Below are 21,617 nucleotides of genomic sequence, written 5' to 3'. Positions count from 1 at the left end.
CATCAGTATTATCCTACAAGATTCAAAGGAGAAAAATCATGGGAATGATTGCCAATTATCAATATTTACCAGACGATGAATTAGAACAAATAAAAGCTCTTTCTAACCAAGAAGATAACTTGTTAGACTTTGCTGAGGATTCCGCTGATAGTCATGATATTTTACTAGATATTGACAAAATGTGGGATGCCTTGGTCTTTGTCTTGACAGGATTTAGTAGTTCAGAATTTTTGGATGACAATCCCTTGAGAGAAGCGGTTTTAGGAGTGACTCCTTTAGAAGAAGTGTCTGAGTACATAGCCTATACCGAAAAAAAACAAGATAGCCGAGATTGTAGAAGCTCTAGAATGTTTTGACATGCACAGAGCCTTGGCAGACTTTAGTATGGAAGCATGCAAGAAGGCCGACTTGTATCCTAATATTTGGGATTATCTTGAGGAAGAGGAAGAAATTAAGGATGATATTTTAACCTGCTTTGTCAAAATGAAAGACTTTTATAAGGAAATCTTAAACCACAAGGGGAATGTCTTAGTGACTATTTGTTAAGGTTTTTATATTCCATTAGAAAGGTAGTCCTATGAATCCATTTCTAGAAAAGTATATTACTTTAAAAAAGCAATACCTGGAACAAGATGGAAATTCTTCCAGTGTTGCGGCACTCTATGATTTGGCTGATGAATTAGCTAAGTCTAATGATTTAGAAGCTAAGAAAGTCTTAGTTGACCTCTATGAACAATTGGGTCTCTACACTAGTGCCTATAGATTATTTACCGAAATTTTAGACAAACCTGATCGAAAACAGTTAAAGAAACTGAGCCGTTTACAGGAAATGAGTCAGAGTCATGGAGACCGATTTGCCCTTCCTCGTCCTCTAAGAAAAGAAGAGAAGAAGCATAGGCAGAAGTTATTACAGTCTTTGCCACATTTTATCTATCATCCAGATCCGTTGGCTACAGATTCATTTGTTGAAGGAGAAGCCAAGCTTTGTCCATCTTGTGGGAAAGAAAGCAATGTTTATTATTCTCTTAGACCCTATAGTATTGAAGAGATAGAACATCTCTGCCCAACTTGCATTGCAAATGGGCTAGCAGCTAAGAAATTCGATGTAGAATTTATCCAAGATGCCGAGTGGCAGGGTGAATTGGATCCAGAAAAGAATCAGCTGCTTTTTTGTCAGACCCCAGGCTACTCTAGTTGGCAGGGAGAATATTGGCTTTCTTGTTGCCAAGATTATTGTGCTTACTTGGGTACAGTTGGAACTCGAGAATTGAAGGATATGGGAATCGCTGAGCAAGTCTTGGCAGAGTATGAAGCGCGTGAAGAATATCAAGAGGTAGAAGACTACTTGGTCAAAGACGGGCCTATCTGTGGTTATTTGTTTAGATGTCTCCATTGTCAAAAATACCAGATCTGGGTTGATGCAGATTAAATCGAAATGTGATTAGCTATGAAAATTAAAGAGAAGACTATGGAAGAACTAGAATTATTCGAAGTAGCCTCCAAAGATTTATTAGATACTATGCAGGGATTTAAAGACAATCTATCTGTTCAATTTCCCCTATTAGATAGTGATAACTGGCAGTATGATAAGGGATCGATAAAAGTTTGTAAGGCTGATGAGTCAGGATTCAAAAAAAGATGTAGAGTCGGAATCAGCTACAACTTGAAAACCACCTTATCTAATGAAGATGCCGAGCAAATCTGGTTACTTTTTAAAGACTGGTTCAATACTAGCAGATTGAGTCAAGTTGAAAGAAATCCTAATAATGAGGATTTGGGAAGATATGTCTTCTCAGCAAGTTCCCCTCTAGGTGATCAGGTAGATTGTTCGATTTATTTGCCTAATGAGTGGAATATCCCTCAGATTAGCTTTTCAGGCTATCTAACAGCTCGTTATAGGGCTTGTGATCTTGATAAATTGCAAGAATAAGATGGAAGGTTTTTAGAGATGAGAAAGATTGATTGGGACAAGATAAAGACTCGCTTAGATGCCTTGCTAGTCATTGACTAATATCTGACAGATCCGAGTGAGGATTGGCTTAGACTCGTGATTAAGACTGAGGAAGACTATGGAGTCCGCTATCTTATTGATAATGGCTCTGGTGATTCTTTAGATGTGATTTTGACTGATAAAATGATCCTCTTAAAAGGTTTTGATCATGAAAGCAGTTTAAGCCAGTTTGCTGCTGACGAGTGGAATCAAGATGTCATTGATGGTTTTTATAAAGGACTAGATGAAAAGTATGTCTCACTTTATTCAGAAGAACAAAAAGATGAAACAACCTTCTTTATCTGGTATGATGGTCACGCGCATCAACAGACTTACCAAGGCCAGGATGGTGGAGAATGGTTGCTTTCTTACCTTTTTGATAGCTTTGAGAGATTTCATGAGTTTGTGACTGACTATTATGAAATTACTGTAGATAAAGATTTACTTAGGAAACTCTACATGGATGGACAACTTTCAGACATAGAAGTAAAGCAATTAATCCAGGAGAGTTAAGAGAGTTATCATGAGAGTGAACTATAAAAATACCCCTGAAAACTATCGAGCTATGGCGGAAATAATCATCCCACCCTTGCTTGATTTACTCAAAAGTTTAACCTTGTTAGAAGAGGAAATTTTTGAGCGTAACAGAGCACTGGATAAGGAAAAAGAACGCCTTGGCATCCCAGCAAATCAAATTCATCCCAAGTGGAATGAACTTATGGATGACTATTTTCAGAGGCAAATGCAACTTCTAACTGGACGAGTGACTCAAAATTACTTGGAAGGAGGAGTTCGAATTTCTTATAGCTCTCCAAGTGAGTATAACTATGTTAAAACGAATGATTTTTCTGTAGATTTTATCATGACAAAAGCTGAAGAAGCAAGAGTCATCACTCATTATCAAGAAGCTTTAGAAATGAAGCATCAGTTTGTACTTAGATTGGTGGATGGAAATTGGCTACTTGATGAGAAATTTTACGGTTTTGAGGATGAGGAAACTTGGTATGGCGACTTACTTTGAGTAAGAGAGCTTTGCTTTCCAACTGATATGAGAAAAAGGAGAAGTCCTGTGAATTTTTTAAAAAATCTATTTACTAGTAAGAAAGAAAAGTCAGAGAAGAAAAAACAACTGATCTTGTCCATGCCTCTTTTCAAAGGCAATCAAGCCTATTCTTTCGACCAGGTCATTCAGGAATTGAAATCTCACTGGGGACTTGAAATTTCTGAAGTTTCTGGGGATGATTCTAGTGCAACCTTTGTGATTGATGGTGCTCTCGTTGCGCTGGCTTTGATGGATCTTCCCATCCCAAGTCAAGAATTTGAAAAATTGTATGCCTATTCTTACCTCTGGCAGGATGTTGAGAAGGAAACACAGGAGCACACACAGCATGCTATTGTTTCTATTTTGTCTGACAATCTTTCGCCAGTAGAAACTTATTCCCTGTTAACTAAAGTCAATGCCTCTATCCTAAAAACTAGTCAATTAGCTATTGGTATTTATCAGGGTTCTACCACCTTGCTCTTGCCCAAAGATCTTTATCTAGACCTGGCTGACCTTTTGAAAGAAGAAATGCTTCCCCTTCAACTCTGGATTTACATGGGAATTATCAACCAGGGAGATAAAACTAGTATTTACACTTATGGTTTGAAAGAGTTTGGAAGAACTGAGATTGAAATTATCGAGTCTCCTATGAATAGCGATGACTTATATTATTTCCTCTTGTCTATTCTTCAGTATGTTTTAGGCAGTGATGTCACCTTAAAGGACGGTGAAACCATTGGCTTTTCAGAAGATCAAAAAATCAAAATCACTGAGTCAAAAGCCGTCTATTTGGAAGGAAATTCCTTGAAATTAGATGTTTAAACCATGATTTATAATTGAGTGTCCTTCCTAGATTGGGGGGGTTATGAAGCGTGATATAAAAAAGTATTATCTCTACCGTTTTCTGGTCTATAGATTTGAAAAACTCTCTTGTAAGAATCCAAGTCTCAAGGAAATAAAACCAGAGAAGAGAGAAAAAATCGTTCTAGAGGCTACTCGAACTAGTCAAAAGATTATTCTAATCCTTGGAATTCTTTATGTTTTGCTAAATTCTGCTATGTTCATTTACCTTAGGGCTAGTGATTTTCAAAATCCCTTATTGACTTGGTTTACTGACTACATCGACTATTTAGGGGGAATGATAAACGGAGAATGGGGCGGTAGTTGGCGGCAAAAGAAAGCTAGGTTTTTGATGATTGCTCTACTGGCTTTGCCCATTGTGGTCATAGAAGGTGGCCCCTTCTTCTTGCTAGTTTTATTGATTGGGAATTGGGTACTAAAGAGAAAGATAAGATTTGAGAGAGAACATAAAGGAGTAGAGAGCCATGGCTAGAACGGCGATAATAGGTACTTTAATAGTTTTTGCAATCTTTAATCTGCTACTTGGTCTGGGCTTTTATCTCTTTCTAAAAAAGAGGAAAGAAAATGGGCAGTCATTGTACGAAACGCCTGTAAACCAACAAACTCGAACTGAAAAGCTGGGTCTAGGTGAGATTTTGGTCTACCTGACACTGATTGCAATCGCAGGGATCTTTGCTTTTCAGACCTTAAATAGAGGTGGTGTTGGGAATTCTATTTTAGCCAAAATGATCCTCCTCCCAGCTATAATGGCCCTTTTCAATGCAAGAAAAAGGACTGGAAAGTCTTTACTTGCCCTCCTTATAACCTTTATGGTCTTTCTGGTAGGAGTCATGTTTAATCTCACGATTGGTTTGCCACCTCAAGCACCAATTTTGCAAATTAATGAAAGTAAAATCATTTTAGCAGAAACTAAAGCCAGTGAGCTGATGGATGCTGGTTTTGACATCAATGTAAGACAGAGCGATGGTGCTAGTGAATACGAAGACCTCCTGACAGATGGCAGTTTCCAAAAGTATTCAGGCAATAAAACAGTCACTATCGAAAAAGGCTTCAGACTGGATAGCAATGCTGTTCCTTACGCTCCCTATCTCCTATCAAAAGATGGCATAGTACTGGGGAGTATTTCCTTTTACGGTGCTGAGGACCAGAATGTGGCTTTAGAAGATTCTAAGGTTATTCAGGTCCGATTTAACAAGGATAGTATTGAGGTAGCTAAAAAACATTCTATCACTCTCAAATTAGATGAACTTGACTTGACTAGGCGACTGGATGTTTCTCTTGTTCAAGAAACTTTCAAAAAGCATCTATGGTCAATCCCCCCATCACATACAAGTGATGTCACTCAATTGTGGTATGGATTACAGTGGTCAAGTAACAGTGACTCTCTATTTTGGAATGAGTATTACAGTCTCATCCGTCTGGATGAAAATTACTTGATGACTGATTTTGAGCTAGCTGTTCAAGTAGCACGAGATGACTAGATAGGATTTTGAATAGTTGATTATGCTTATGATTCATTAAAAGAAACTAATCTATTTAGTTTCTTTTTTTGTTTTTTGATTTAAATTTAAAACGATTTCCATTTTTAAGTTAAATAAATTTCACGAACGAAAAAATGAATTTATTTAAAAAAGTTTCTAAAAATACTTTACAAGAATACGAAAACATGATATAGTAATGAAGCTTAGAAAATGAGATGATGTTTTCTAGTAAATATAAACCCGAGTAAAAAATGCCTACGGACAGGCAGGGTTGAATGCCGAAGCGTGGTTGAAAAGCCACATTATTGATAGGGTTAAAAGCCTACTTTTATAAGTTGATGTTAGGACACTTGTCCTAATTCGTATAGATTTGTTAGTGTGGTGAAAGCACACGTCATCTTGTGAAACGATCAATAAAGTACGTAATATTTGCTACTAGAGAGTTAGGAAACATCAGGAACAGACATACTCAAAAGAAACAAACATAAACACGTCAGTAGATTGTAGAGCAGGTGCCAACCTGCTCTTTTTTCATAAGTATTCTTTAGAGCCTTGCATGTCAAGGTGTAAAAAATATGATAAAGGAGTATGTCTTTATAATGTTAAATCAAAACCAAGCTCCCATCTATGAGGGGTTGGTCAAATTACGAAAGAAAAGAATTGTACCGTTTGACGTACCTGGTCACAAGCGTGGCCGTGGAAACCCAGAGTTGGTTGAACTTTTAGGGGAAAAATGTGTAGGGATTGATGTCAATTCTATGAAGCCCTTGGATAATCTGGGGCATCCCATTTCGATTATCAGAGAAGCAGAGGAACTAGCAGCTGAGGCTTTTGGTGCTGCTCATGCCTTTTTAATGATTGGCGGGACAACATCATCTGTTCAAACCATGATTCTCTCCACTTGTAAAGCTGGAGATAAGATTATTCTTCCGCGTAACGTACATAAATCAGCTATTAATGCACTCGTTTTATGTGGTGCTATTCCTATCTATATCGAGATGAGTGTGGATCCTAAAATCGGTATTGCTTTGGGGCTTGAAAATGACCGTGTAGCACAAGCTATTGAGGAACATCCAGATGCCAAGGCTATCCTAATTAACAATCCTACCTACTATGGAATTTGTTCAGACCTTAAGGGGCTAACAGAGATGGCTCACGCTGCAGGAATGAAAGTCTTAGTAGATGAGGCGCACGGGGCCCATCTGCATTTTACAGATAAACTTCCTCTATCTGCTATGGATGCAGGAGCAGATATGTCAGCAGTGTCTATGCATAAGTCTGGTGGTAGCTTGACTCAAAGTTCGCTTCTTTTAGTTGGGGATCAGATGAATCCTGAGTACGTGCGTCAAATCATTAACCTGACCCAATCAACATCAGCATCTTACTTACTAATGTCTAGTTTAGATATTTCACGCCGCAATTTGGCCCTTCGTGGTAAAGAATCCTTTGAGAATGTCATTGAGCTATCTGAGTACGCTCGTCGTGAAATCAATGCCATCGGTGGCTACTATGCCTACTCAAAAGAGCTAGTAGACGGAGTGTCTGTTTGTGATTTTGACGTTACTAAGCTGTCAGTTTACACCCAAGGAATCGGCCTAACAGGAATCGAGGTTTATGACCTCTTACGAGATGAATATGACATTCAGATTGAGTTTGGAGACATAGGGAATATCTTGGCCTACATTTCGATAGGGGACCGCATTCAAGACATCGAGCGCTTGGTGGGTGCGCTAGCTGATATCAAGAGACTCTACTCACGAGATGGGAAGGACTTGATTGCTGGAGAATATATCCAGCCTGAGTTAGTGCTTTCTCCTCAGGAAGCCTTCTACTCAGAGAGAAGAAGTTTAACCCTGGACGATTCTGTTGGCCAGGTCTGCGGTGAATTCGTCATGTGCTATCCTCCAGGTATTCCAATCCTAGCGCCAGGTGAACGGATTACACGAGAAATTGTCGACTATATACAATTTGCCAAAGAACGTGGTTGTTCCCTCCAAGGAACGGAAGATCCAGAGGTCAATCACATCAATGTCATTGAGAGAAAGGAGAACTAGATGGATTTATGGTTTTCTGAGGTTCACACTCCAGATGTGAAATTGTCCTTGAGAACAGCCAAACAACTCTACGCTGGTAAAAGTGAATGGCAGGATATTGAGGTATTAGATACACCAGCTTTTGGGAAAATATTGATTTTAAACGGGCATGTCTTGTTCTCGGATGCAGATGATTTTGTATACAACGAAATGACCGTCCACGTTCCCATGGCTGTCCATCCCAATCCAAAGAAAGTCTTGGTTATCGGGGGTGGCGACGGTGGTGTTGCCCAAGTTTTGACACTCTATCCAGAATTGGAACAAATCGATATCGTGGAACCGGATGAGATGTTGGTAGAGGTTTGTAGAGAATATTTCCCAGACTTTGCTGCTGGTCTTGATGATCCTCGTGTTACCATCTACTACCAAAATGGACTTCGCTTTTTACGAAACTGCGAAGATGATTACGACATTATCATCAATGATGCGACCGATCCATTTGGACATACAGAAGGTCTCTTTACCAAGGAATTTTACGGCAATAGCTATAGAGCCTTGAAAGAAGACGGTATTATGATTTACCAGCATGGGAGTCCTTTCTTTGACGAAGATGAGTCAGCTTGCCGAAGCATGCACCGCAAGGTCAATCAAGCCTTTCCAATCAGCCGTGTTTATCAGGCACATATCCCTACCAGTCCTGCTGGCTATTGGTTATTTGGATTTGCATCGAAAAAATATCACCCTGTCAAAGATTTTGACAAGGAAGGCTGGAAAAAACGCCAGCTTTTCACAGAATACTACACTGCAAACTTACATGTGGGTGCCTTTATGCTGCCCAAGTATGTAGAAGACATTTTAGAAGAAGAGGAAGGAAAAAAATGAGTCGTTTATTAGTTATTGGATGTGGGGGCGTTGCCCAAGTTGCTATTTCAAAGATTTGCCAAGATAGCGAAACCTTTACAGAGATTATGATTGCTAGCCGTACCAAGTCAAAATGTGATGACTTGAAGGCTAAATTAGAAGGCAAAACAAGTACTAAAATTGAAACAGCTGCTCTTGATGCTGACAAGGTAGAAGAAGTCATTGCCTTGATTGAAAGCTACAAGCCAGAAGCCGTTTTGAACGTAGCTTTACCATACCAAGATTTGACCATTATGGACGCTTGTTTGGCGACGGGAGTCCACTATATCGACACAGCCAACTATGAGGCTGAGGATACAGAAGACCCTGAATGGCGTGCGATTTATGAGAAACGTTGTAAGGAGCTTGGATTTACTGCTTATTTTGATTACTCATGGCAATGGGCTTATCAAGATAAATTTAAAGAAGCAGGCTTGACTGCTTTACTTGGATCTGGTTTTGACCCAGGGGTAACCAGCGTCTTTTCAGCTTATGCACTCAAACATTACTTTGACGAAATCCACTATATCGACATTTTGGACTGTAATGGTGGTGACCACGGTTATCCATTTGCGACAAACTTTAACCCAGAAATCAATCTACGTGAGGTTTCTGCACCAGGTTCTTACTGGGAAGATGGAAAATGGGTTGAGGTCGAAGCTATGTCTATCAAACGTGAGTATGATTTCCCTCAAGTTGGGCAAAAAGACATGTATCTCCTCCACCATGAAGAAATCGAATCATTAGCAAAGAACATCCCAGGTGTTAAACGCATTCGTTTCTTTATGACTTTTGGTCAATCTTATCTAACTCACATGAAATGCTTGGAAAATGTTGGTCTCCTTCGTACAGATACTATTAATTTTAACGGACAAGAAATCGTACCTATCCAATTCTTGAAAGCCTTGCTTCCAGATCCTGCCAGCCTTGGCTCACGTACAGTTGGTAAAACCAATATCGGCTGTATCTTTACAGGTGTCAAAGATGGCGTTGAAAAGACCATCTACATCTACAATGTTTGCGACCATCAGGAATGCTACGCAGAAGTTGGTTCACAAGCTATTTCTTATACAACAGGTGTTCCAGCCATGATTGGGACAAAATTAGTGATGGATGGCACTTGGAAACAACCAGGAGTTTATAACCTTGAAGAGTTGGATCCAGACCCATTCATGGAAGCTTTGAATAAATACGGTTTGCCATGGGTTGTGGTTGAAAATCCACAAATGGTGGACTAATGAAATTAGAACAAGTACCAACACCAGCTTACGTCATTGATTTAGCAAAACTAGAAGAAAATTGTAGCATTCTGCAAGAGGTTCAGGAAAAGGCAGGTTGTAAGGTTTTGCTAGCTCAAAAGGCTTATTCCCTCTATAAAACCTATCCTTTGATTAGTCAGTATCTGTCAGGTACGACGGCTAGTGGACTCTATGAGGCTAAGTTAGCTAGAGAAGAGTTCCCTGGGGAAGTCCATGTTTTTGCGCCAGCTTTCAAGGAATCAGATATGGAAGAGTTGCTTCAAATATCTGATCACATTGTTTTTAATTCGGAGAGACAACTACGAAAATACGGTCAAATTTGTCGTGAGGCTGGTATTAGTGTTGGTTTGCGCCTCAATCCTCAGTGTTCTACTCAGGGAGATCACGTGCTCTATGACCCTTGTGCTCCTGGATCTCGTTTTGGAGTGACTCAAGACAAGATACCGAGTGATTTGCTGGATTTGGTGGATGGTCTTCATTTTCATACTCTTTGTGAGCAAGGAGCAGATGATTTAGAGACAACCTTGAAAGCAGTAGAAGACCAGTTTGGTGCCTATTTGCATCAGGTAAAATGGCTTAATATGGGTGGTGGTCATCATATTACGAGAGATGACTATGATGTGGACTTACTGATTTCTGAGATTTTACGTATTCGAGAAACCTATAACCTTGATGTCTATGTCGAACCAGGTGAAGCCATTGCACTTAATGCGGGCTATCTAGCGACAGAAGTCTTGGATATTGTTGAAAACGGGATTGAGACCTTGGTGCTAGACGCCTCGGCAAGCTGCCATATGCCAGATGTTCTTGAGATGCCTTATCGTCCCCCATTGAGAGATGGGTTTGAAGCCCAAGAAAAACCTTATACTTATAGACTCTCTTCAAATACTTGCCTGACAGGGGATATCATTGGGGATTACAGCTTTGAAAAATCGATTGAAATCGGCGATCGCCTCTATTTTGAAGACATGGCTATTTACTCATTTGTCAAAAATAATACCTTTAATGGCATTGGGCTTCCAAGTTTGTATCTCATGGATAAAGAGGGTGAGTGCAGTCTAGTCAAAGCATTTGGCTACCAAGACTTTAAGGAGAGATTATCATGATGGACAGCCCAAAGAAATTAGACTATCGTATGCCAGCAGAGTATGAACCCCACCATGGGACTCTCATGATATGGCCTACTCGACCAGGGTCTTGGCCTTTTCAAGGGTCGGCTGCTAAAGCAGCTTTTAGCCGGATTATCAAAACCATTGCTCAGGGGGAAACAGTCTACCTTTTGGTTGAGGAGGACTATCTATCTGAAGCGCAATCCTATCTAGGAGACCAAGTTGTTTATTTAGATATTCCGACAAATGATGCCTGGGCGCGTGATACTGGTCCGACCATTCTCCTCAATGATCAGAGGGAAAAGTTGGCGGTAGATTGGTCTTTCAATGCCTGGGGTGGTGCTGTTGATGGTCTCTACCAAGACTATGAAGCAGATGACCAAGTAGCCAGTCGCTTTGCTGAAGCCTTGGAAATACCTGTTTACGATGCCAAACCATTTGTACTGGAAGGCGGAGCTATTCATAGTGACGGTCAAGGAACCATTCTTGTCACAGAAAGCTGCTTGCTCAGTCCGGGTCGTAATCCTCACCTGACTAAAGAGGAGATTGAAAAAACCTTACTAGAGAGCCTTGGTGCTGAAAAAGTTATCTGGTTGCCTTACGGTATTTATCAAGACGAGACAAATGAACACGTCGACAATGTTGCAGCCTTTGTTGGTCCTGCTGAGGTTGTTTTAGCTTGGACGGACGACCAAGATGATCCTCAGTATGCCATGTCTGCAGCTGATTTAGCGCTTTTAGAAAAGGAAACAGATGCAAAAGGTCGTCCCTTCACTATTCATAAACTCCCGATTCCAACTATTCATCAAGTAGTTACAGAGGAGGATTTGCCGGGTTATACTTATGAAGAAGGCGAAGAGGAGCGTTATGCAGGTGAACGTTTAGCAGCTTCCTATGTAAATTTTTACATTGCTAATAAGTCTGTATTAGTGCCGCAATTTCAGGATGTAAACGACCAAGTAGCCTTGAATATTCTCAGCCAGTGTTTCCCAGACCGTGAAGTTGTCGGAATTCCTGCAAGAGATATTCTTTTAGGTGGTGGAAATATCCACTGCATTACCCAACAAATTCCAGAATAGGAGAAAAAGATGAGAAATGTAACGGTTGCAGCTATTCAGATGCAATGCGCTAAGGATGTGAAAACGAATATTCAAACCGCAGAGCGTTTAGTACGTCAGGCTGCAGAACAAGGCGCACAAATTATTCTCTTGCCTGAATTATTTGAACGTCCCTATTTCTGTCAGGAACGTCAGTATGACTACTACCAGTATGCCCAGTCTGTGTCTGAAAATACAGCTATTCAGCATTTCAAAGGAATTGCCAAAGAGCTAAAGGTCGTTTTACCGATCAGTTTCTATGAAAAAGATGGTAATGTCTTATACAATTCCATTGCTGTCATTGATGCAGATGGAGAAGTATTAGGAGTTTATCGCAAAACACATATACCAGACGACCATTATTATCAGGAGAAATTCTTCTTTACACCTGGAAATACTGGTTTCAAGGTCTGGGATACTCGCTATGCCAAGATTGGTATTGGCATCTGTTGGGATCAGTGGTTTCCTGAAACCGCCCGTTGTCTTGCGTTAAATGGTGCAGAATTACTCTTTTACCCAACAGCCATTGGTTCGGAGCCAATTTTGGATACAGATAGTTGTGGACATTGGCAACGCACCATGCAAGGGCATGCAGCAGCAAATATTGTGCCAGTTATTGCTGCTAATCGTTATGGCTTGGAAGAAGTCACTCCTTGCGAGGAAAATGGAGAACAAAGTTCCAGTCTTAACTTCTACGGTTCATCCTTTATGACCGATGAAACAGGAGCTATTTTAAGTCAAGCTGAACGACAAGATGAAGCAATCCTCTTAACCACTTATGACCTTGACAAGGGAGCGAATGAGCGCCTGAATTGGGGTCTCTTTAGAGATAGAAGACCAGATATGTATAAAGATATTGTGAAATGACAAAAAGCCTCTTGGAGGCTTTTTCTTTATATACTATATTAATTTTTGATAAAGTATTAGAAATCTGATAAAATGGGGTATAAGAAGTTAATATAGTCATTTAGTTTTAAAAAAGCACTCTAAACATTCAAAGATATTTGGGACTTCCCTTAATAAATCTGCCACTTTCTTTTTCAAGACAGCCCAAGCTTGCTCAATGGGATTCAAATCTGGTGAATAAGGTGGTAGAGGTAAAAAAAAGTGTTTATCTTTGACGCAAAGTTCATCCAAAATCTTCTTGGGATGAAAACTAGCATTGTCCATGACAATGACATGAGGTGTCTTCAAAGCAGGCAGGAGTTGCGTTTTGAACCACTTAACAAAGAAGTCGCTCGTCATGCTTTCCTTGTAAATCATAGGAGCTATAAACTCTCCATCTACTTGTCCTGCAACAATTGAAGTCCGCTTAAAACGCCGTCCATTAATCTTTTCATAGACTTTCTCTCCTCTAGGAGCCCGTGCATGAGAACGATAGAGGTAGCGGTCGATTCCTGTTTCGTCAATATATACGACTGGTAAATCTTTTAGATTATCCAAAATATCAAGAAATTCAGCGACTTTTTCTGGATCTTGTTCCTTAAAGCTAGTCGTCTTTTTTTAAAGTGACATTGATCTGCTTTAAAGCTGCCCATACTGAAGGAACAGCACAATCAAAATGTGCCGCAATTTCCCGTAAAAAAGCATCTGGATGAGTCTCTACAAAGGCCTTCAACTCCTCCAAAGGAATCTTTCGGCTTTTGGCGACTCTCTTTTTCCGCTCTAAGTGCCCTTGTTCACGTAATTTCTTTTCCCATGTGAAGAGAGTTCTGACGCCAACATCAAAAACTTTGGATGCCTCGACATGGCTGTGTCCCTCTTTGATGTAATTTAATGCTCGTTGTTTAAAATCTGTACTATATGCCATAGCTTTATTATAACATGTATTTTATAAACTAAGTAACTATAAGAAAGAGAACCACTATGCAAACACAAGAAGAAATGAATGTTCTGGTACCTGAAAAACTAGCAGAAATTGAGCGTGATTATGATGTTACAGTATTGTGGGCAATTGAGTCTGGCAGTCGCGCTTGGGGCTTTGAGTCTCCTGATAGTGACTTTGATGTGCGTTTCGTATACAAACACAAGCAAGATTTTTATCTAAGATTGAACGATCATCGCGATGTCATCGAACTACCAATTGACGATACTTGGGATGTGAGTGGCTGGGATTTGGACAAGACTTTAAAGTTGCTTTATAAGTCAAATCCAACCCTCTTTGAGTGGTTACAGTCTCCAATCGTTTACCAGCAAGATGCAGATTTTATTAACCGTATCCGTCCGCTTGTCAGTCAGTATTTTTCAGAGAAAAAGATGCTCCACCATTACTTGAATACTGCTAAAACTCAAATGAATAAGTATCTTTCAGGAGATAAGGTCAAACCTAAAAAGTATTTCTATGCACTTCGTCCCATTTTATCTTGTCGTTGGATTGAAAAATATCATTCTGTTCCACCGATTTTGTTTGATGATTTGGTCAAAGAACTCCTCCCTGATGAAATGAAAGAGCATGTGTCTAGATTGCTTGATATTAAGGTAAAGGGACCTGAAGGAATGGAAGTTGAGCCGATAGAGCCAATTCAGGACTTTATCATCAAAAATATCCAAGAGCTGGATGACTACGTCCAAAGTGTTACAGAGGAAAAGAAAGACTGGAAAGCTCTCAATCAATTTTTCCTTGAAGAATTAAGTCGTGACTGAGGTTAATTATGGGAAAATGGACTTGTAGATGTGGTCAAGCAATGAACGACCACAAAGCCCCTGATCCAAATGCTTATTCGGTTTATTCGGATGAGTTATTAGTAGAAATCATGAATAAAAAAGATGGTAATGATACAGTTTCCTATGAAGACATTTCAGAGGCTTCCTTCTATATGTGGAAATGCCCAAATTGTGGTAGTTTTATGGTCTTTGGTGAAGAGGATAATAAAGATTGTTTCACTTTTTATGAGCGCCAGACCAGTGCAAAAGCAGAACCACTTTTCGATCCTGATCAAGAGTTAAATATTGTAGTTGTTGAGTTTCAAGAAGGTGGAAATGGTTATACTTATATCTGTGACGACCCAACTATTCATGTCGGGCATGGTGTGATTGTTCCAACCGGGAAGGAAAATACTGAAAAAACTGCTTTAGTTGTCCAGAAGTATCATGCCCTACCAAAGGATATCACTTTTCCCGTCGAAAAGTTAAAACGTGTCATTCGTAGGTATACAGATTTTGATCCACTGACTTCTACAATAGTTTGTGCAAATCTAGTTAAACATGGAAGAATTCTAAATGCTTGCTCGAACAAAGTAAATATAGAGTCTAAACAAATTTACCATGCAATCAAAACTCCCTTGGGACACTTTTGGTTAGAGTTAAATGGAGTTCCTATTCCAATGAAAGTCTCACAAATCCAAGCTAGAGATAAAAAGTATCAGGTGGATGGTGCCTTTTATATTAAGCCCGCCAAAATAAACTATAGAAAATTCTTTACTCTAGAGTTATGTGCAGATTTTGATATTGACGCCTCTCGTTGGATTGACGTTCTATCAGATGAAAATGTTTGGGGAAACACTTGGGAATTAAATTGCCTTCAATTTGGAATTACTGCAGGAGAATCTCCAGAATTTGAAGATGAAGTAGTTGCAAGAAAATTTAGCCGTGTCCCACTTTATTATGACTGGCATCCAGAATTTGAAGACTATTATGGCTTCAGTATAGCATGGAAAAAATACGAGTCTGATAGTGATTTGTCGATTGATTTCTATACAACATAAGCTAGAGGAGAATAAGCATGAATCAAGCCTGGGAATTATTGTTTGAGGGGAAGATTGAAGAGGCCAAGAAATTAGTCTCAGAAACTTTCTCGTTAGAAACTTGCAAGGATTACAGCCTTCTCAATTTGCTGGGTTATATCAAGTTCTTTGAAAAAGACTATAAAGAAGCTTTACTGATTTATCAAAAATATCTTGAAATAGCAATATCAAGTCAAGATAAAGAAAATGAACATATAGGATATCACCAGTTAGCCATGGTCTATCGTGAAATGAATGATTTTCAGACTGCTCTTAACTATATTGAAAAAGAGCGAGAAGTAATTGAACAAGTTTTTGCGGAGGATGCTCTAAAAACTTCTGTTAATGACTATGAGCAAGGTTATTTACGATTGAAGTTAGGTCAACTAGTTGAAGCAAAGACATATATGCAGCAGTCGCTAAATTCAGCTCTAAAGACAGATGACCTTATCGCTCATGCCTGCGCTTATAGAGGATTGGGAGAGATTTGTCGAAAACTTGATTCGAGTAAATCCCATGATTATTTTAGTCACGCTATTCAACTCTTTGATAAGGCCGGAGATGAGATCGGAGCGGAAGAAGTCAGAGCTTTATTAGACAATAAAAAGTAGCCCACTCAGGCTACTTTTTTAAAATTCTTTGTAAACATAAGTATTCTCTGGTTTATCAACCTTGATAAAGGATTGAACTTCAAGGGTTGGGAGGACTTGGTTGAGTTCCTTGTGATAATGATTGCTAATCTTACCTTTGACTCTTACCCAGGTGTTATTTTCGTAGTGATTAGTGTTTCCTGTAGTCAAAAGGCCAAAACTCCTGAATCAGCGATACAGTGCATAATACCAAAGCGAAAAACAAATTGACTATTGGTATGATTTGGATCGTTGTAGACAAAGCCAATAAACTCGATTTCCTTGCCTTCAAATTCATTTGGATAATCATAGATAGCTTCCATGACCTCCAGATAATTTTCATCATTGATAACTATACTAGATTGAGCTAAGTATTTATCAGCACTCTTTCGAATAATATTTTGATGAGCTGTTTGTGAATAAAAGCGACTGGTATCCGGCTTAAGATACTGACTGCTCGTTCCTTCACTTGCTTGGATTGCCTTGTCAGTTCCTTCCGACAAAGGAAAATAATATCCTTTTGCCGATACTGTTTGTGAATCCAGAGTGACGGTTGGAAAGGTAAATCCAACTAACAAGGGAAAACTTAAGAGGACAAAACTAGCAAGCTTGGCTGAAAAACTATGTAAGTGACTATGTTCTTTCAAACGCTTGAAGCAAATATAGGCTTGAACGATGGCTAGTAACAATGACAAAACCATGCTGATATAAGCCAGATAAGAGTAGTGGAGGTTTATATACTGATTGAGCTTATCTGATAGGTGCAGATAAAGGGTTAAGATAAAATAGCCAAATAAGATAAAAAATCGAATCATAGCATCACCCCGACTAGATAAGAATAGACAAGAACAACAAGAGTTACAATTGCCATGAATTGCCAAATAAATCGCGTTTTAAGATAATTCTTCATCATGAGTAGGTTCTTGACATCAAGCATGGGACCTATAACCAGAAAGGCAAGCACTGGAGCAAAGCCAAAACTAGAGAGAAGCGAAGATCCGATAAAGGCATCCGCTTCACTACAGAGTGATAGAAGAAAGGACAAGACCATCAAAAGAACAATAGCGAGCAGTGGTGTCGCACTGATGGATGTTAGGATACGAGTTGGAACATAGACTTGGACTATACTTGCAAAAAGACAGCCAAAGACCAAATAACGTCCCATATCAAAGAATTCATCAATAGCTTGAATGAATACCTGAAGGATTTTTTGACTTTTAGTCAAGTGAGAAAAATCATGCTCATGACAAGCCAATCTATTTTCCTTTTGAATAGGTTCCTCCCAGAAAAATCCAAGAAAGATACCCAATATAGTAGCAACTAGAATAGCGCTCAAAGCTCTTAGGAGAACCATTTGAATTGAATTACCAAAGGCTGAATAAGTCGCAAAAAGTACGATGGGATTGATGATAGGAGCCGTTACTAGAAAAGGTACTGCTGTATAGCTAGGAACCTTTTTTTCCAAGAAACGATTGATAATCGGAACGATTCCACATTCGCAAGAGGGAAAGAGGAAACCGATGAAGCTACCAAAAAAGATTCTCCCCAAGCGATTTTTAGGGAGAAATTTATAAACCTTCTCAGGTGTGACATAGACTTCAATGGCACCAGAGATGATGCTACCGATTAAGACAAAGGGTAAAGCTTCAATGATAATTGAAAGAAAAATGGCGCCAGCTTGTAACATACTAGAAGGTAAACTTTGAAAGAGTGTCATCTATTTTTTCTTTTCTGCCTTATCTTTCTTTTCTTTGTCATCTGGAAATGTTACTTGCTTCAAGTCAGGGAGTTTAGCGAATTCTTCGGACATCTTATCTAAGTCATCAGTTTTTGTAAATTTAACAGCCATAAGGCATACCTCGATTCTAATCGTTTCCTCTATTATACTATTATTTCAGCCAAAAGGTTTAATTTTAAATTGTTAAGACCAATGAATTTTAATCTTCAACAAATAACAAGCTAACTGTGACATTAATGAAAACAAGCTTTCTTCCTTATGGTATAATAGTTCTATGGATAAAAAATATGAAAAAATTTCCCAAGATTTGGGTGTAACCTTAAAGCAAATTGATACGGTTTTGTCTTTGACAGCAGAAGGAGCAACCATTCCCTTTATAGCTCGTTATCGGAAAGATATGACTGGAAGTTTGGATGAGGTTGCTATCAAGGCTATTATTGACCTTGATAAAAGTCTTACCAACCTCAATGATCGTAAGGAAGCGGTCTTAGCTAAGATTCAAGAACAAGGAAAGTTGACCAAGGAATTGGAAGAAGCTATCCTAGCAGCTGAAAAACTAGCAGATGTAGAAGAACTCTATCTTCCCTATAAGGAAAAACGTCGTACAAAGGCAACCATTGCCCGTGAGGCTGGACTTTTTCCACTTGCTCGTTTAATTTTACAAAATGTTTCTAACCTAGAAAAAGAAGCAGAAGCATTTGTTTGTGAAGGTTTTTCTAATGGCAAAGAAGCCTTGGCTGGAGCAGTAGACATCTTAGTTGAGGCTCTATCTGAGGATGTTAACTTGCGTTCGATGACCTATCAAGAAGTTCTTAGACATTCTAAGATTACATCTCAACTTAAGGACGAAACTCTAGATGAAAAGCAAGTCTTTCAGATTTATTATGATTTCTCAGAGACGGTTGCTAACATGCAGGGCTACCGTACACTTGCCCTTAATCGTGGGGAGAAGCTAGGCATTTTGAAAATTGGCTTTGAGCATGCGACTGATCGTATTCTTGCCTTCTTTGCTGCTCGTTTCATAGTTAAGAACGCCTATATTGACGAAGTTATTCAGCAATCTGTTAAGAAAAAAGTATTGCCAGCTATTGAGCGCCGTATTCGTACCGAACTAACTGAGAAGGCAGAAGAAGGAGCCATTCAACTATTTTCTGATAATCTGCGCAATCTCCTGCTAGTTGCACCTCTTAAAGGGCGCGTGATTCTTGGATTTGACCCTGCCTTTCGTACAGGTGCCAAGCTTGCGGTCGTTGATGCGACTGGTAAAATGTTGACGACACAAGTCATTTACCCAGTAAAACCAGCTTCAGCTCGTCAAATCGAAGAAGCTAAATGTGATTTAGCAGATTTGATTGGTCAATACGGTGTTGAAATCATCGCTATCGGAAATGGGACTGCCAGTCGTGAAAGTGAAGCTTTTGTAGCTGAAGTGCTTAAGGATTTTCCAGAGGTCAGCTATGTCATTGTTAATGAGAGCGGTGCATCTGTCTACTCTGCTAGTGAACTTGCCCGTCAGGAGTTTCCAGAGTTAACTGTTGAAAAACGTTCTGCTATTTCAATCGCTCGTCGTTTGCAAGACCCACTTGCTGAATTGGTTAAAATTGACCCTAAATCCATCGGTGTCGGTCAATATCAGCACGATGTTAGTCAGAAAAAACTGTCTGAAAGTCTTGACTTTGTTGTTGATACAGTAGTGAACCAAGTCGGTGTCAATATCAATACAGCTAGTCCAGCCTTGCTTTCTCATGTCGCAGGGCTTAACAAAACTATTTCAGAAAATATCGTGAAGTATCGTGAAGAAGAAGGTAAAATCACTTCACGCGCCCAAATCAAGAAAGTCCCTCGCCTAGGTGCTAAGGCCTTTGAGCAGGCTGCTGGTTTCCTTCGTATCCCTGAAAGTAGCAATATTCTTGACAATACAGGAGTTCACCCAGAAAACTATGCTGCAGTCAAGGAACTCTTCAAACGTTTGGACATTAAAGACCTAAATGAAGAAGCGCAAGCAAAACTCAAATCTGTTTCAATCAAAGAAATGGCTCAAGAGCTAGACCTTGGTCAAGAAACACTTAAAGATATTATCGCAGACCTTCTCAAACCAGGTCGTGATTTCCGTGATTCCTTTGATGCTCCAGTCCTTCGCCAGGATGTCTTGGATATCAAAGACTTACAAGTTGGGCAAAAGCTTGAAGGAGTTGTGCGCAACGTCGTTGACTTCGGTGCCTTTGTTGATATCGGTATCCATGAGGATGGTCTCATTCATATTTCTCACATGAGTAAGAAATTTATCAAACATCCAAGTCAAGTAGTATCGGTCGGCGATTTGGTAACCGTTTGGGTTAAAAAAATCGATGCTGACCGCGAAAAAGTGAATCTGTCGCTTCTTGCACCTAATGAATCTAACTGATTACGTTAAACAGGTTTCTATAGAAGATTTTGGAAAACCTTTCAAACACCAAGCTCAATGGAATACTCGTCTACGGTCGACAGGTGGACGTTTTTTCCCTAAGGATGGTCATTTGGATTTTAATCCAAAAGTCTATCAAGAACTTGGTATAGAGGTTTTTTGTAAAATTGTTCGTCATGAGCTCTGCCATTACCATCTTTACTTTGAAGGCAAGGGCTATCAGCATAAGGATTTAGCCTTTAAGCAACTTTTAAAAGAGGTAGACGGTCTTCGCTTTGTTCCTCCCTTGTCAAGTTCCAATCAAAAACCAAGCTTAGTCTATGCTTGTCAGTCTTGTCAGCAAATCTATCAAAGAAAGCGAAAAATTGATACCAAGCGTTATCGTTGTGGTCTCTGTCGTGGAAAGCTCCTCTTGTTAAATCGGACTAAGGACTGATGTAGCAAATCTAGCTTAGTGCTATACTAAGATTAAGAAATCCGAAAGAGGAATAAATTATGAATACAAAATTTTATAAAATGAGAAGAAATCGCATGATATCAGGTGTTCTTGCAGGTCTATCTGATAAGTGGAATCTTGATGTAACCCTAGTTCGTTTCCTTTTTGCAATCTTTACAATCGCAAATTTTGGACTCGGGATTATTATCTACATTATCCTAGCTTCGATTCTACCAACAAAAGAAGATATCGAAGCTGAAATGTATGGAACAGGCCCACGCAAGATTAAAGAAGCCCAACCTATCAATGATGACGAAGGTTGGTTTTGGTAACCATATTACCATTCATTTGAAGTATTAAACCCTTGTAGTATCAAGGGTTTTTCTTTTGCTTAAAAATTTGTGGTAAACTAATAGTAGTTCATATCAAAAAAATAATCCAATCTTACAAAAATGTAAGATTAAAGGCCTCTTTTGTAAGGTTATGTTATGGAACCAACTCTTTTTTTAGAGTACACTTATATCAGAAAGATAAAGTAGCAAAACTATGAAAAATATTTTACAAAAGGAACAAACAAGTAAAGCAAGTCCAAAAGAGATCGAGCGAGTTCAGCTCGGTTGCGCTATAATGCAGGCTCAGTTTCAATTAATGGGATATTAAAAAGGAGATTATCATGACATTATTAGATGTAAGACACGTTCAAAAGATTTATAAAACACGTTTCCAAGGCAACCAAGTAGAAGCCCTGAAAGATATTCATTTTACTGTAGAAAAAGGCGACTATGTTGCCATCATGGGTGAGTCTGGTTCTGGGAAATCAACTCTCCTCAATATTCTCGCCATGCTTGACAAACCAACTCGTGGTCAGGTTTTCCTAAACGGAACAGACACAGCTACCATTAAAAATACTGAAGCA

General features: G+C 39.2%; 21 protein-coding genes and 4 pseudogenes. 21 read left to right on the top strand and 4 right to left on the bottom strand.

The genetic code is table 11. The features are described 5' to 3' along the window. Nucleotides 1–38: 38 nt before the first annotated feature. From HMPREF2619_RS11760 to aguB, 14 genes and pseudogenes are all read left to right on the top strand, one after another. Nucleotides 39–546, top strand: a pseudogene (locus HMPREF2619_RS11760) (YfbM family protein). 31 nt (nt 547–577) lie between these two features. Then, the gene (locus HMPREF2619_RS07735) at nt 578–1,429 is read left to right on the top strand and encodes a CbrC family protein (RefSeq protein WP_070460520.1); all 852 of its coding nucleotides are present in this window, start codon (nt 578–580) and stop codon (nt 1,427–1,429) included. A gap of 18 nt (nt 1,430–1,447) precedes the next feature. Beyond that, the gene (locus HMPREF2619_RS07730; protein ID WP_186821497.1) at nt 1,448–1,930 is read left to right on the top strand and encodes a hypothetical protein; all 483 of its coding nucleotides are present in this window, start codon (nt 1,448–1,450) and stop codon (nt 1,928–1,930) included. An 18-nt stretch (nt 1,931–1,948) separates the two neighbouring features. Beyond that, nucleotides 1,949–2,503, top strand: a pseudogene (locus HMPREF2619_RS07725) (hypothetical protein). 10 nt (nt 2,504–2,513) lie between these two features. Next, a complete protein-coding gene (locus tag HMPREF2619_RS07720; protein ID WP_070460516.1) occupies nt 2,514–3,011 on the top strand; it encodes a hypothetical protein in 498 nt (165 codons plus the stop codon). A 48-nt stretch (nt 3,012–3,059) separates the two neighbouring features. Next, nucleotides 3,060–3,854, top strand: a complete 795-nt coding sequence (locus tag HMPREF2619_RS07715; RefSeq protein ID WP_083279621.1) for a DUF4261 domain-containing protein — start codon at nt 3,060–3,062, stop codon at nt 3,852–3,854. A 43-nt stretch (nt 3,855–3,897) separates the two neighbouring features. Continuing rightward, nucleotides 3,898–4,365 (top strand): hypothetical protein, encoded by a 468-nt coding sequence (locus HMPREF2619_RS07710; RefSeq protein ID WP_070460514.1) that lies wholly within the window; start codon nt 3,898–3,900, stop codon nt 4,363–4,365. Beyond that, nucleotides 4,358–5,374 (top strand): hypothetical protein, encoded by a 1,017-nt coding sequence (locus HMPREF2619_RS07705; RefSeq protein WP_070460512.1) that lies wholly within the window; start codon nt 4,358–4,360, stop codon nt 5,372–5,374. Before HMPREF2619_RS07710 ends, HMPREF2619_RS07705 begins: the two co-directional genes overlap by 8 nt. Nucleotides 5,375–5,973: 599 nt before the next feature. Beyond that, nucleotides 5,974–7,428 (top strand): aminotransferase class I/II-fold pyridoxal phosphate-dependent enzyme, encoded by a 1,455-nt coding sequence (locus HMPREF2619_RS07700; RefSeq protein ID WP_070460510.1) that lies wholly within the window; start codon nt 5,974–5,976, stop codon nt 7,426–7,428. Further along, nucleotides 7,429–8,289 (top strand): polyamine aminopropyltransferase, encoded by an 861-nt coding sequence (speE, locus tag HMPREF2619_RS07695; protein ID WP_000366713.1) that lies wholly within the window; start codon nt 7,429–7,431, stop codon nt 8,287–8,289. Then, a complete protein-coding gene (locus HMPREF2619_RS07690) occupies nt 8,286–9,545 on the top strand; it encodes a saccharopine dehydrogenase family protein (RefSeq protein WP_070460508.1) in 1,260 nt (419 codons plus the stop codon). The genes speE and HMPREF2619_RS07690 overlap by 4 nt, the downstream gene beginning before the upstream one ends. After that, nucleotides 9,545–10,672 (top strand): carboxynorspermidine decarboxylase, encoded by a 1,128-nt coding sequence (gene nspC / locus HMPREF2619_RS07685; protein WP_070460505.1) that lies wholly within the window; start codon nt 9,545–9,547, stop codon nt 10,670–10,672. The genes HMPREF2619_RS07690 and nspC overlap by 1 nt, the downstream gene beginning before the upstream one ends. Beyond that, the gene (aguA, locus tag HMPREF2619_RS07680) at nt 10,669–11,754 is read left to right on the top strand and encodes an agmatine deiminase (RefSeq protein WP_070460503.1); all 1,086 of its coding nucleotides are present in this window, start codon (nt 10,669–10,671) and stop codon (nt 11,752–11,754) included. The genes nspC and aguA overlap by 4 nt, the downstream gene beginning before the upstream one ends. 9 nt (nt 11,755–11,763) lie before the next feature. After that, complete coding sequence (gene aguB / locus HMPREF2619_RS07675; protein ID WP_070460501.1) at nt 11,764–12,639, top strand: N-carbamoylputrescine amidase; 876 nt, start codon at nt 11,764–11,766, stop codon at nt 12,637–12,639. A 96-nt stretch (nt 12,640–12,735) separates the two neighbouring features. Here aguB and HMPREF2619_RS11495 read toward each other — a convergent pair. After that, nucleotides 12,736–13,582, bottom strand: a pseudogene (locus tag HMPREF2619_RS11495) (IS630 family transposase). A gap of 56 nt (nt 13,583–13,638) precedes the next feature. Here HMPREF2619_RS11495 and HMPREF2619_RS07660 point away from each other — a divergent pair. Genes HMPREF2619_RS07660 through HMPREF2619_RS07650 form a run of 3 tightly spaced genes read left to right on the top strand, consistent with a single transcriptional unit; the run spans nt 13,639 to nt 16,105 of the window. Then, on the top strand, nt 13,639–14,415 hold the full coding sequence (locus HMPREF2619_RS07660; RefSeq protein WP_070460498.1) for a nucleotidyltransferase domain-containing protein: 777 nt from the start codon (nt 13,639–13,641) through the stop codon (nt 14,413–14,415). Between the two features lie 8 nt (nt 14,416–14,423). Beyond that, complete coding sequence (locus tag HMPREF2619_RS07655) at nt 14,424–15,476, top strand: hypothetical protein (RefSeq protein WP_070460496.1); 1,053 nt, start codon at nt 14,424–14,426, stop codon at nt 15,474–15,476. Between the two features lie 17 nt (nt 15,477–15,493). Then, nucleotides 15,494–16,105, top strand: coding sequence for a tetratricopeptide repeat protein (locus HMPREF2619_RS07650; protein WP_049503312.1), 612 nt, complete (start codon nt 15,494–15,496; stop codon nt 16,103–16,105). A gap of 18 nt (nt 16,106–16,123) precedes the next feature. Here HMPREF2619_RS07650 and HMPREF2619_RS07645 read toward each other — a convergent pair. From HMPREF2619_RS07645 to HMPREF2619_RS11635, 3 genes and pseudogenes are all read right to left on the bottom strand, one after another. Continuing rightward, nucleotides 16,124–16,938: pseudogene (locus HMPREF2619_RS07645) on the bottom strand (TIGR03943 family putative permease subunit). Next, complete coding sequence (locus tag HMPREF2619_RS07640; protein WP_070460494.1) at nt 16,935–17,840, bottom strand: permease; 906 nt, start codon at nt 17,838–17,840, stop codon at nt 16,935–16,937. Before HMPREF2619_RS07640 ends, HMPREF2619_RS07645 begins: the two are co-directional and overlap by 4 nt. Next, nucleotides 17,841–17,972: an SPJ_0845 family protein gene (locus tag HMPREF2619_RS11635; RefSeq protein WP_070460492.1), complete on the bottom strand. Its 132-nt coding sequence runs from the start codon at nt 17,970–17,972 to the stop codon at nt 17,841–17,843. A gap of 163 nt (nt 17,973–18,135) precedes the next feature. On the opposite strand from HMPREF2619_RS11635, the gene HMPREF2619_RS07630 reads away from it, so the two are divergent. The 4 genes from HMPREF2619_RS07630 to HMPREF2619_RS11630 all read left to right on the top strand — a co-directional run. Further along, a complete protein-coding gene (locus HMPREF2619_RS07630) occupies nt 18,136–20,265 on the top strand; it encodes a Tex family protein (protein WP_070460490.1) in 2,130 nt (709 codons plus the stop codon). Then, the gene (locus HMPREF2619_RS07625) at nt 20,252–20,701 is read left to right on the top strand and encodes a SprT family protein (RefSeq protein ID WP_070460488.1); all 450 of its coding nucleotides are present in this window, start codon (nt 20,252–20,254) and stop codon (nt 20,699–20,701) included. The genes HMPREF2619_RS07630 and HMPREF2619_RS07625 overlap by 14 nt, the downstream gene beginning before the upstream one ends. Before the next feature lie 59 nt (nt 20,702–20,760). After that, nucleotides 20,761–21,033 (top strand): PspC domain-containing protein, encoded by a 273-nt coding sequence (locus HMPREF2619_RS07620; RefSeq protein ID WP_049503317.1) that lies wholly within the window; start codon nt 20,761–20,763, stop codon nt 21,031–21,033. A gap of 341 nt (nt 21,034–21,374) precedes the next feature. Then, a partial coding sequence (locus tag HMPREF2619_RS11630) for an ATP-binding cassette domain-containing protein (protein WP_261673728.1) occupies nt 21,375–21,617 on the top strand: 243 nt, incomplete at its 3' end.

This window comes from Streptococcus sp. HMSC074B11 (genome assembly GCF_001808705.1).
In the GTDB taxonomy this organism is placed as follows: domain Bacteria; phylum Bacillota; class Bacilli; order Lactobacillales; family Streptococcaceae; genus Streptococcus.
Note: the sequence above shows the minus strand (reverse complement) of the source record. Positions and strands in the feature narration are given on the sequence as shown.

Bases quoted from the DNA above. Each gene is read 5' to 3' on its own strand.
- HMPREF2619_RS07640 (WP_070460494.1), bottom strand. From the start codon at position 17,840: ATGACACTCTTTCAAAGTTTACCTTCTAGTATGTTACAAGCTGGCGCC.
- nspC (WP_070460505.1), top strand. From the start codon at position 9,545: ATGAAATTAGAACAAGTACCAACACCAGCTTACGTCATTGATTTAGCA.
- HMPREF2619_RS07730 (WP_186821497.1), top strand. From the start codon at position 1,448: ATGAAAATTAAAGAGAAGACTATGGAAGAACTAGAATTATTCGAAGTA.
- HMPREF2619_RS07705 (WP_070460512.1), top strand. From the start codon at position 4,358: ATGGCTAGAACGGCGATAATAGGTACTTTAATAGTTTTTGCAATCTTT.
- HMPREF2619_RS07700 (WP_070460510.1), top strand. From the start codon at position 5,974: ATGTTAAATCAAAACCAAGCTCCCATCTATGAGGGGTTGGTCAAATTA.
- aguA (WP_070460503.1), top strand. From the start codon at position 10,669: ATGATGGACAGCCCAAAGAAATTAGACTATCGTATGCCAGCAGAGTAT.
- HMPREF2619_RS07690 (WP_070460508.1), top strand. From the start codon at position 8,286: ATGAGTCGTTTATTAGTTATTGGATGTGGGGGCGTTGCCCAAGTTGCT.
- HMPREF2619_RS07625 (WP_070460488.1), top strand. From the start codon at position 20,252: ATGAATCTAACTGATTACGTTAAACAGGTTTCTATAGAAGATTTTGGA.
- HMPREF2619_RS07710 (WP_070460514.1), top strand. From the start codon at position 3,898: ATGAAGCGTGATATAAAAAAGTATTATCTCTACCGTTTTCTGGTCTAT.
- HMPREF2619_RS07630 (WP_070460490.1), top strand. From the start codon at position 18,136: ATGGATAAAAAATATGAAAAAATTTCCCAAGATTTGGGTGTAACCTTA.
- aguB (WP_070460501.1), top strand. From the start codon at position 11,764: ATGAGAAATGTAACGGTTGCAGCTATTCAGATGCAATGCGCTAAGGAT.
- HMPREF2619_RS07720 (WP_070460516.1), top strand. From the start codon at position 2,514: ATGAGAGTGAACTATAAAAATACCCCTGAAAACTATCGAGCTATGGCG.
- HMPREF2619_RS07620 (WP_049503317.1), top strand. From the start codon at position 20,761: ATGAATACAAAATTTTATAAAATGAGAAGAAATCGCATGATATCAGGT.
- HMPREF2619_RS07655 (WP_070460496.1), top strand. From the start codon at position 14,424: ATGGGAAAATGGACTTGTAGATGTGGTCAAGCAATGAACGACCACAAA.
- HMPREF2619_RS07735 (WP_070460520.1), top strand. From the start codon at position 578: ATGAATCCATTTCTAGAAAAGTATATTACTTTAAAAAAGCAATACCTG.
- HMPREF2619_RS07650 (WP_049503312.1), top strand. From the start codon at position 15,494: ATGAATCAAGCCTGGGAATTATTGTTTGAGGGGAAGATTGAAGAGGCC.
- HMPREF2619_RS11635 (WP_070460492.1), bottom strand. From the start codon at position 17,972: ATGGCTGTTAAATTTACAAAAACTGATGACTTAGATAAGATGTCCGAA.
- HMPREF2619_RS07660 (WP_070460498.1), top strand. From the start codon at position 13,639: ATGCAAACACAAGAAGAAATGAATGTTCTGGTACCTGAAAAACTAGCA.
- speE (WP_000366713.1), top strand. From the start codon at position 7,429: ATGGATTTATGGTTTTCTGAGGTTCACACTCCAGATGTGAAATTGTCC.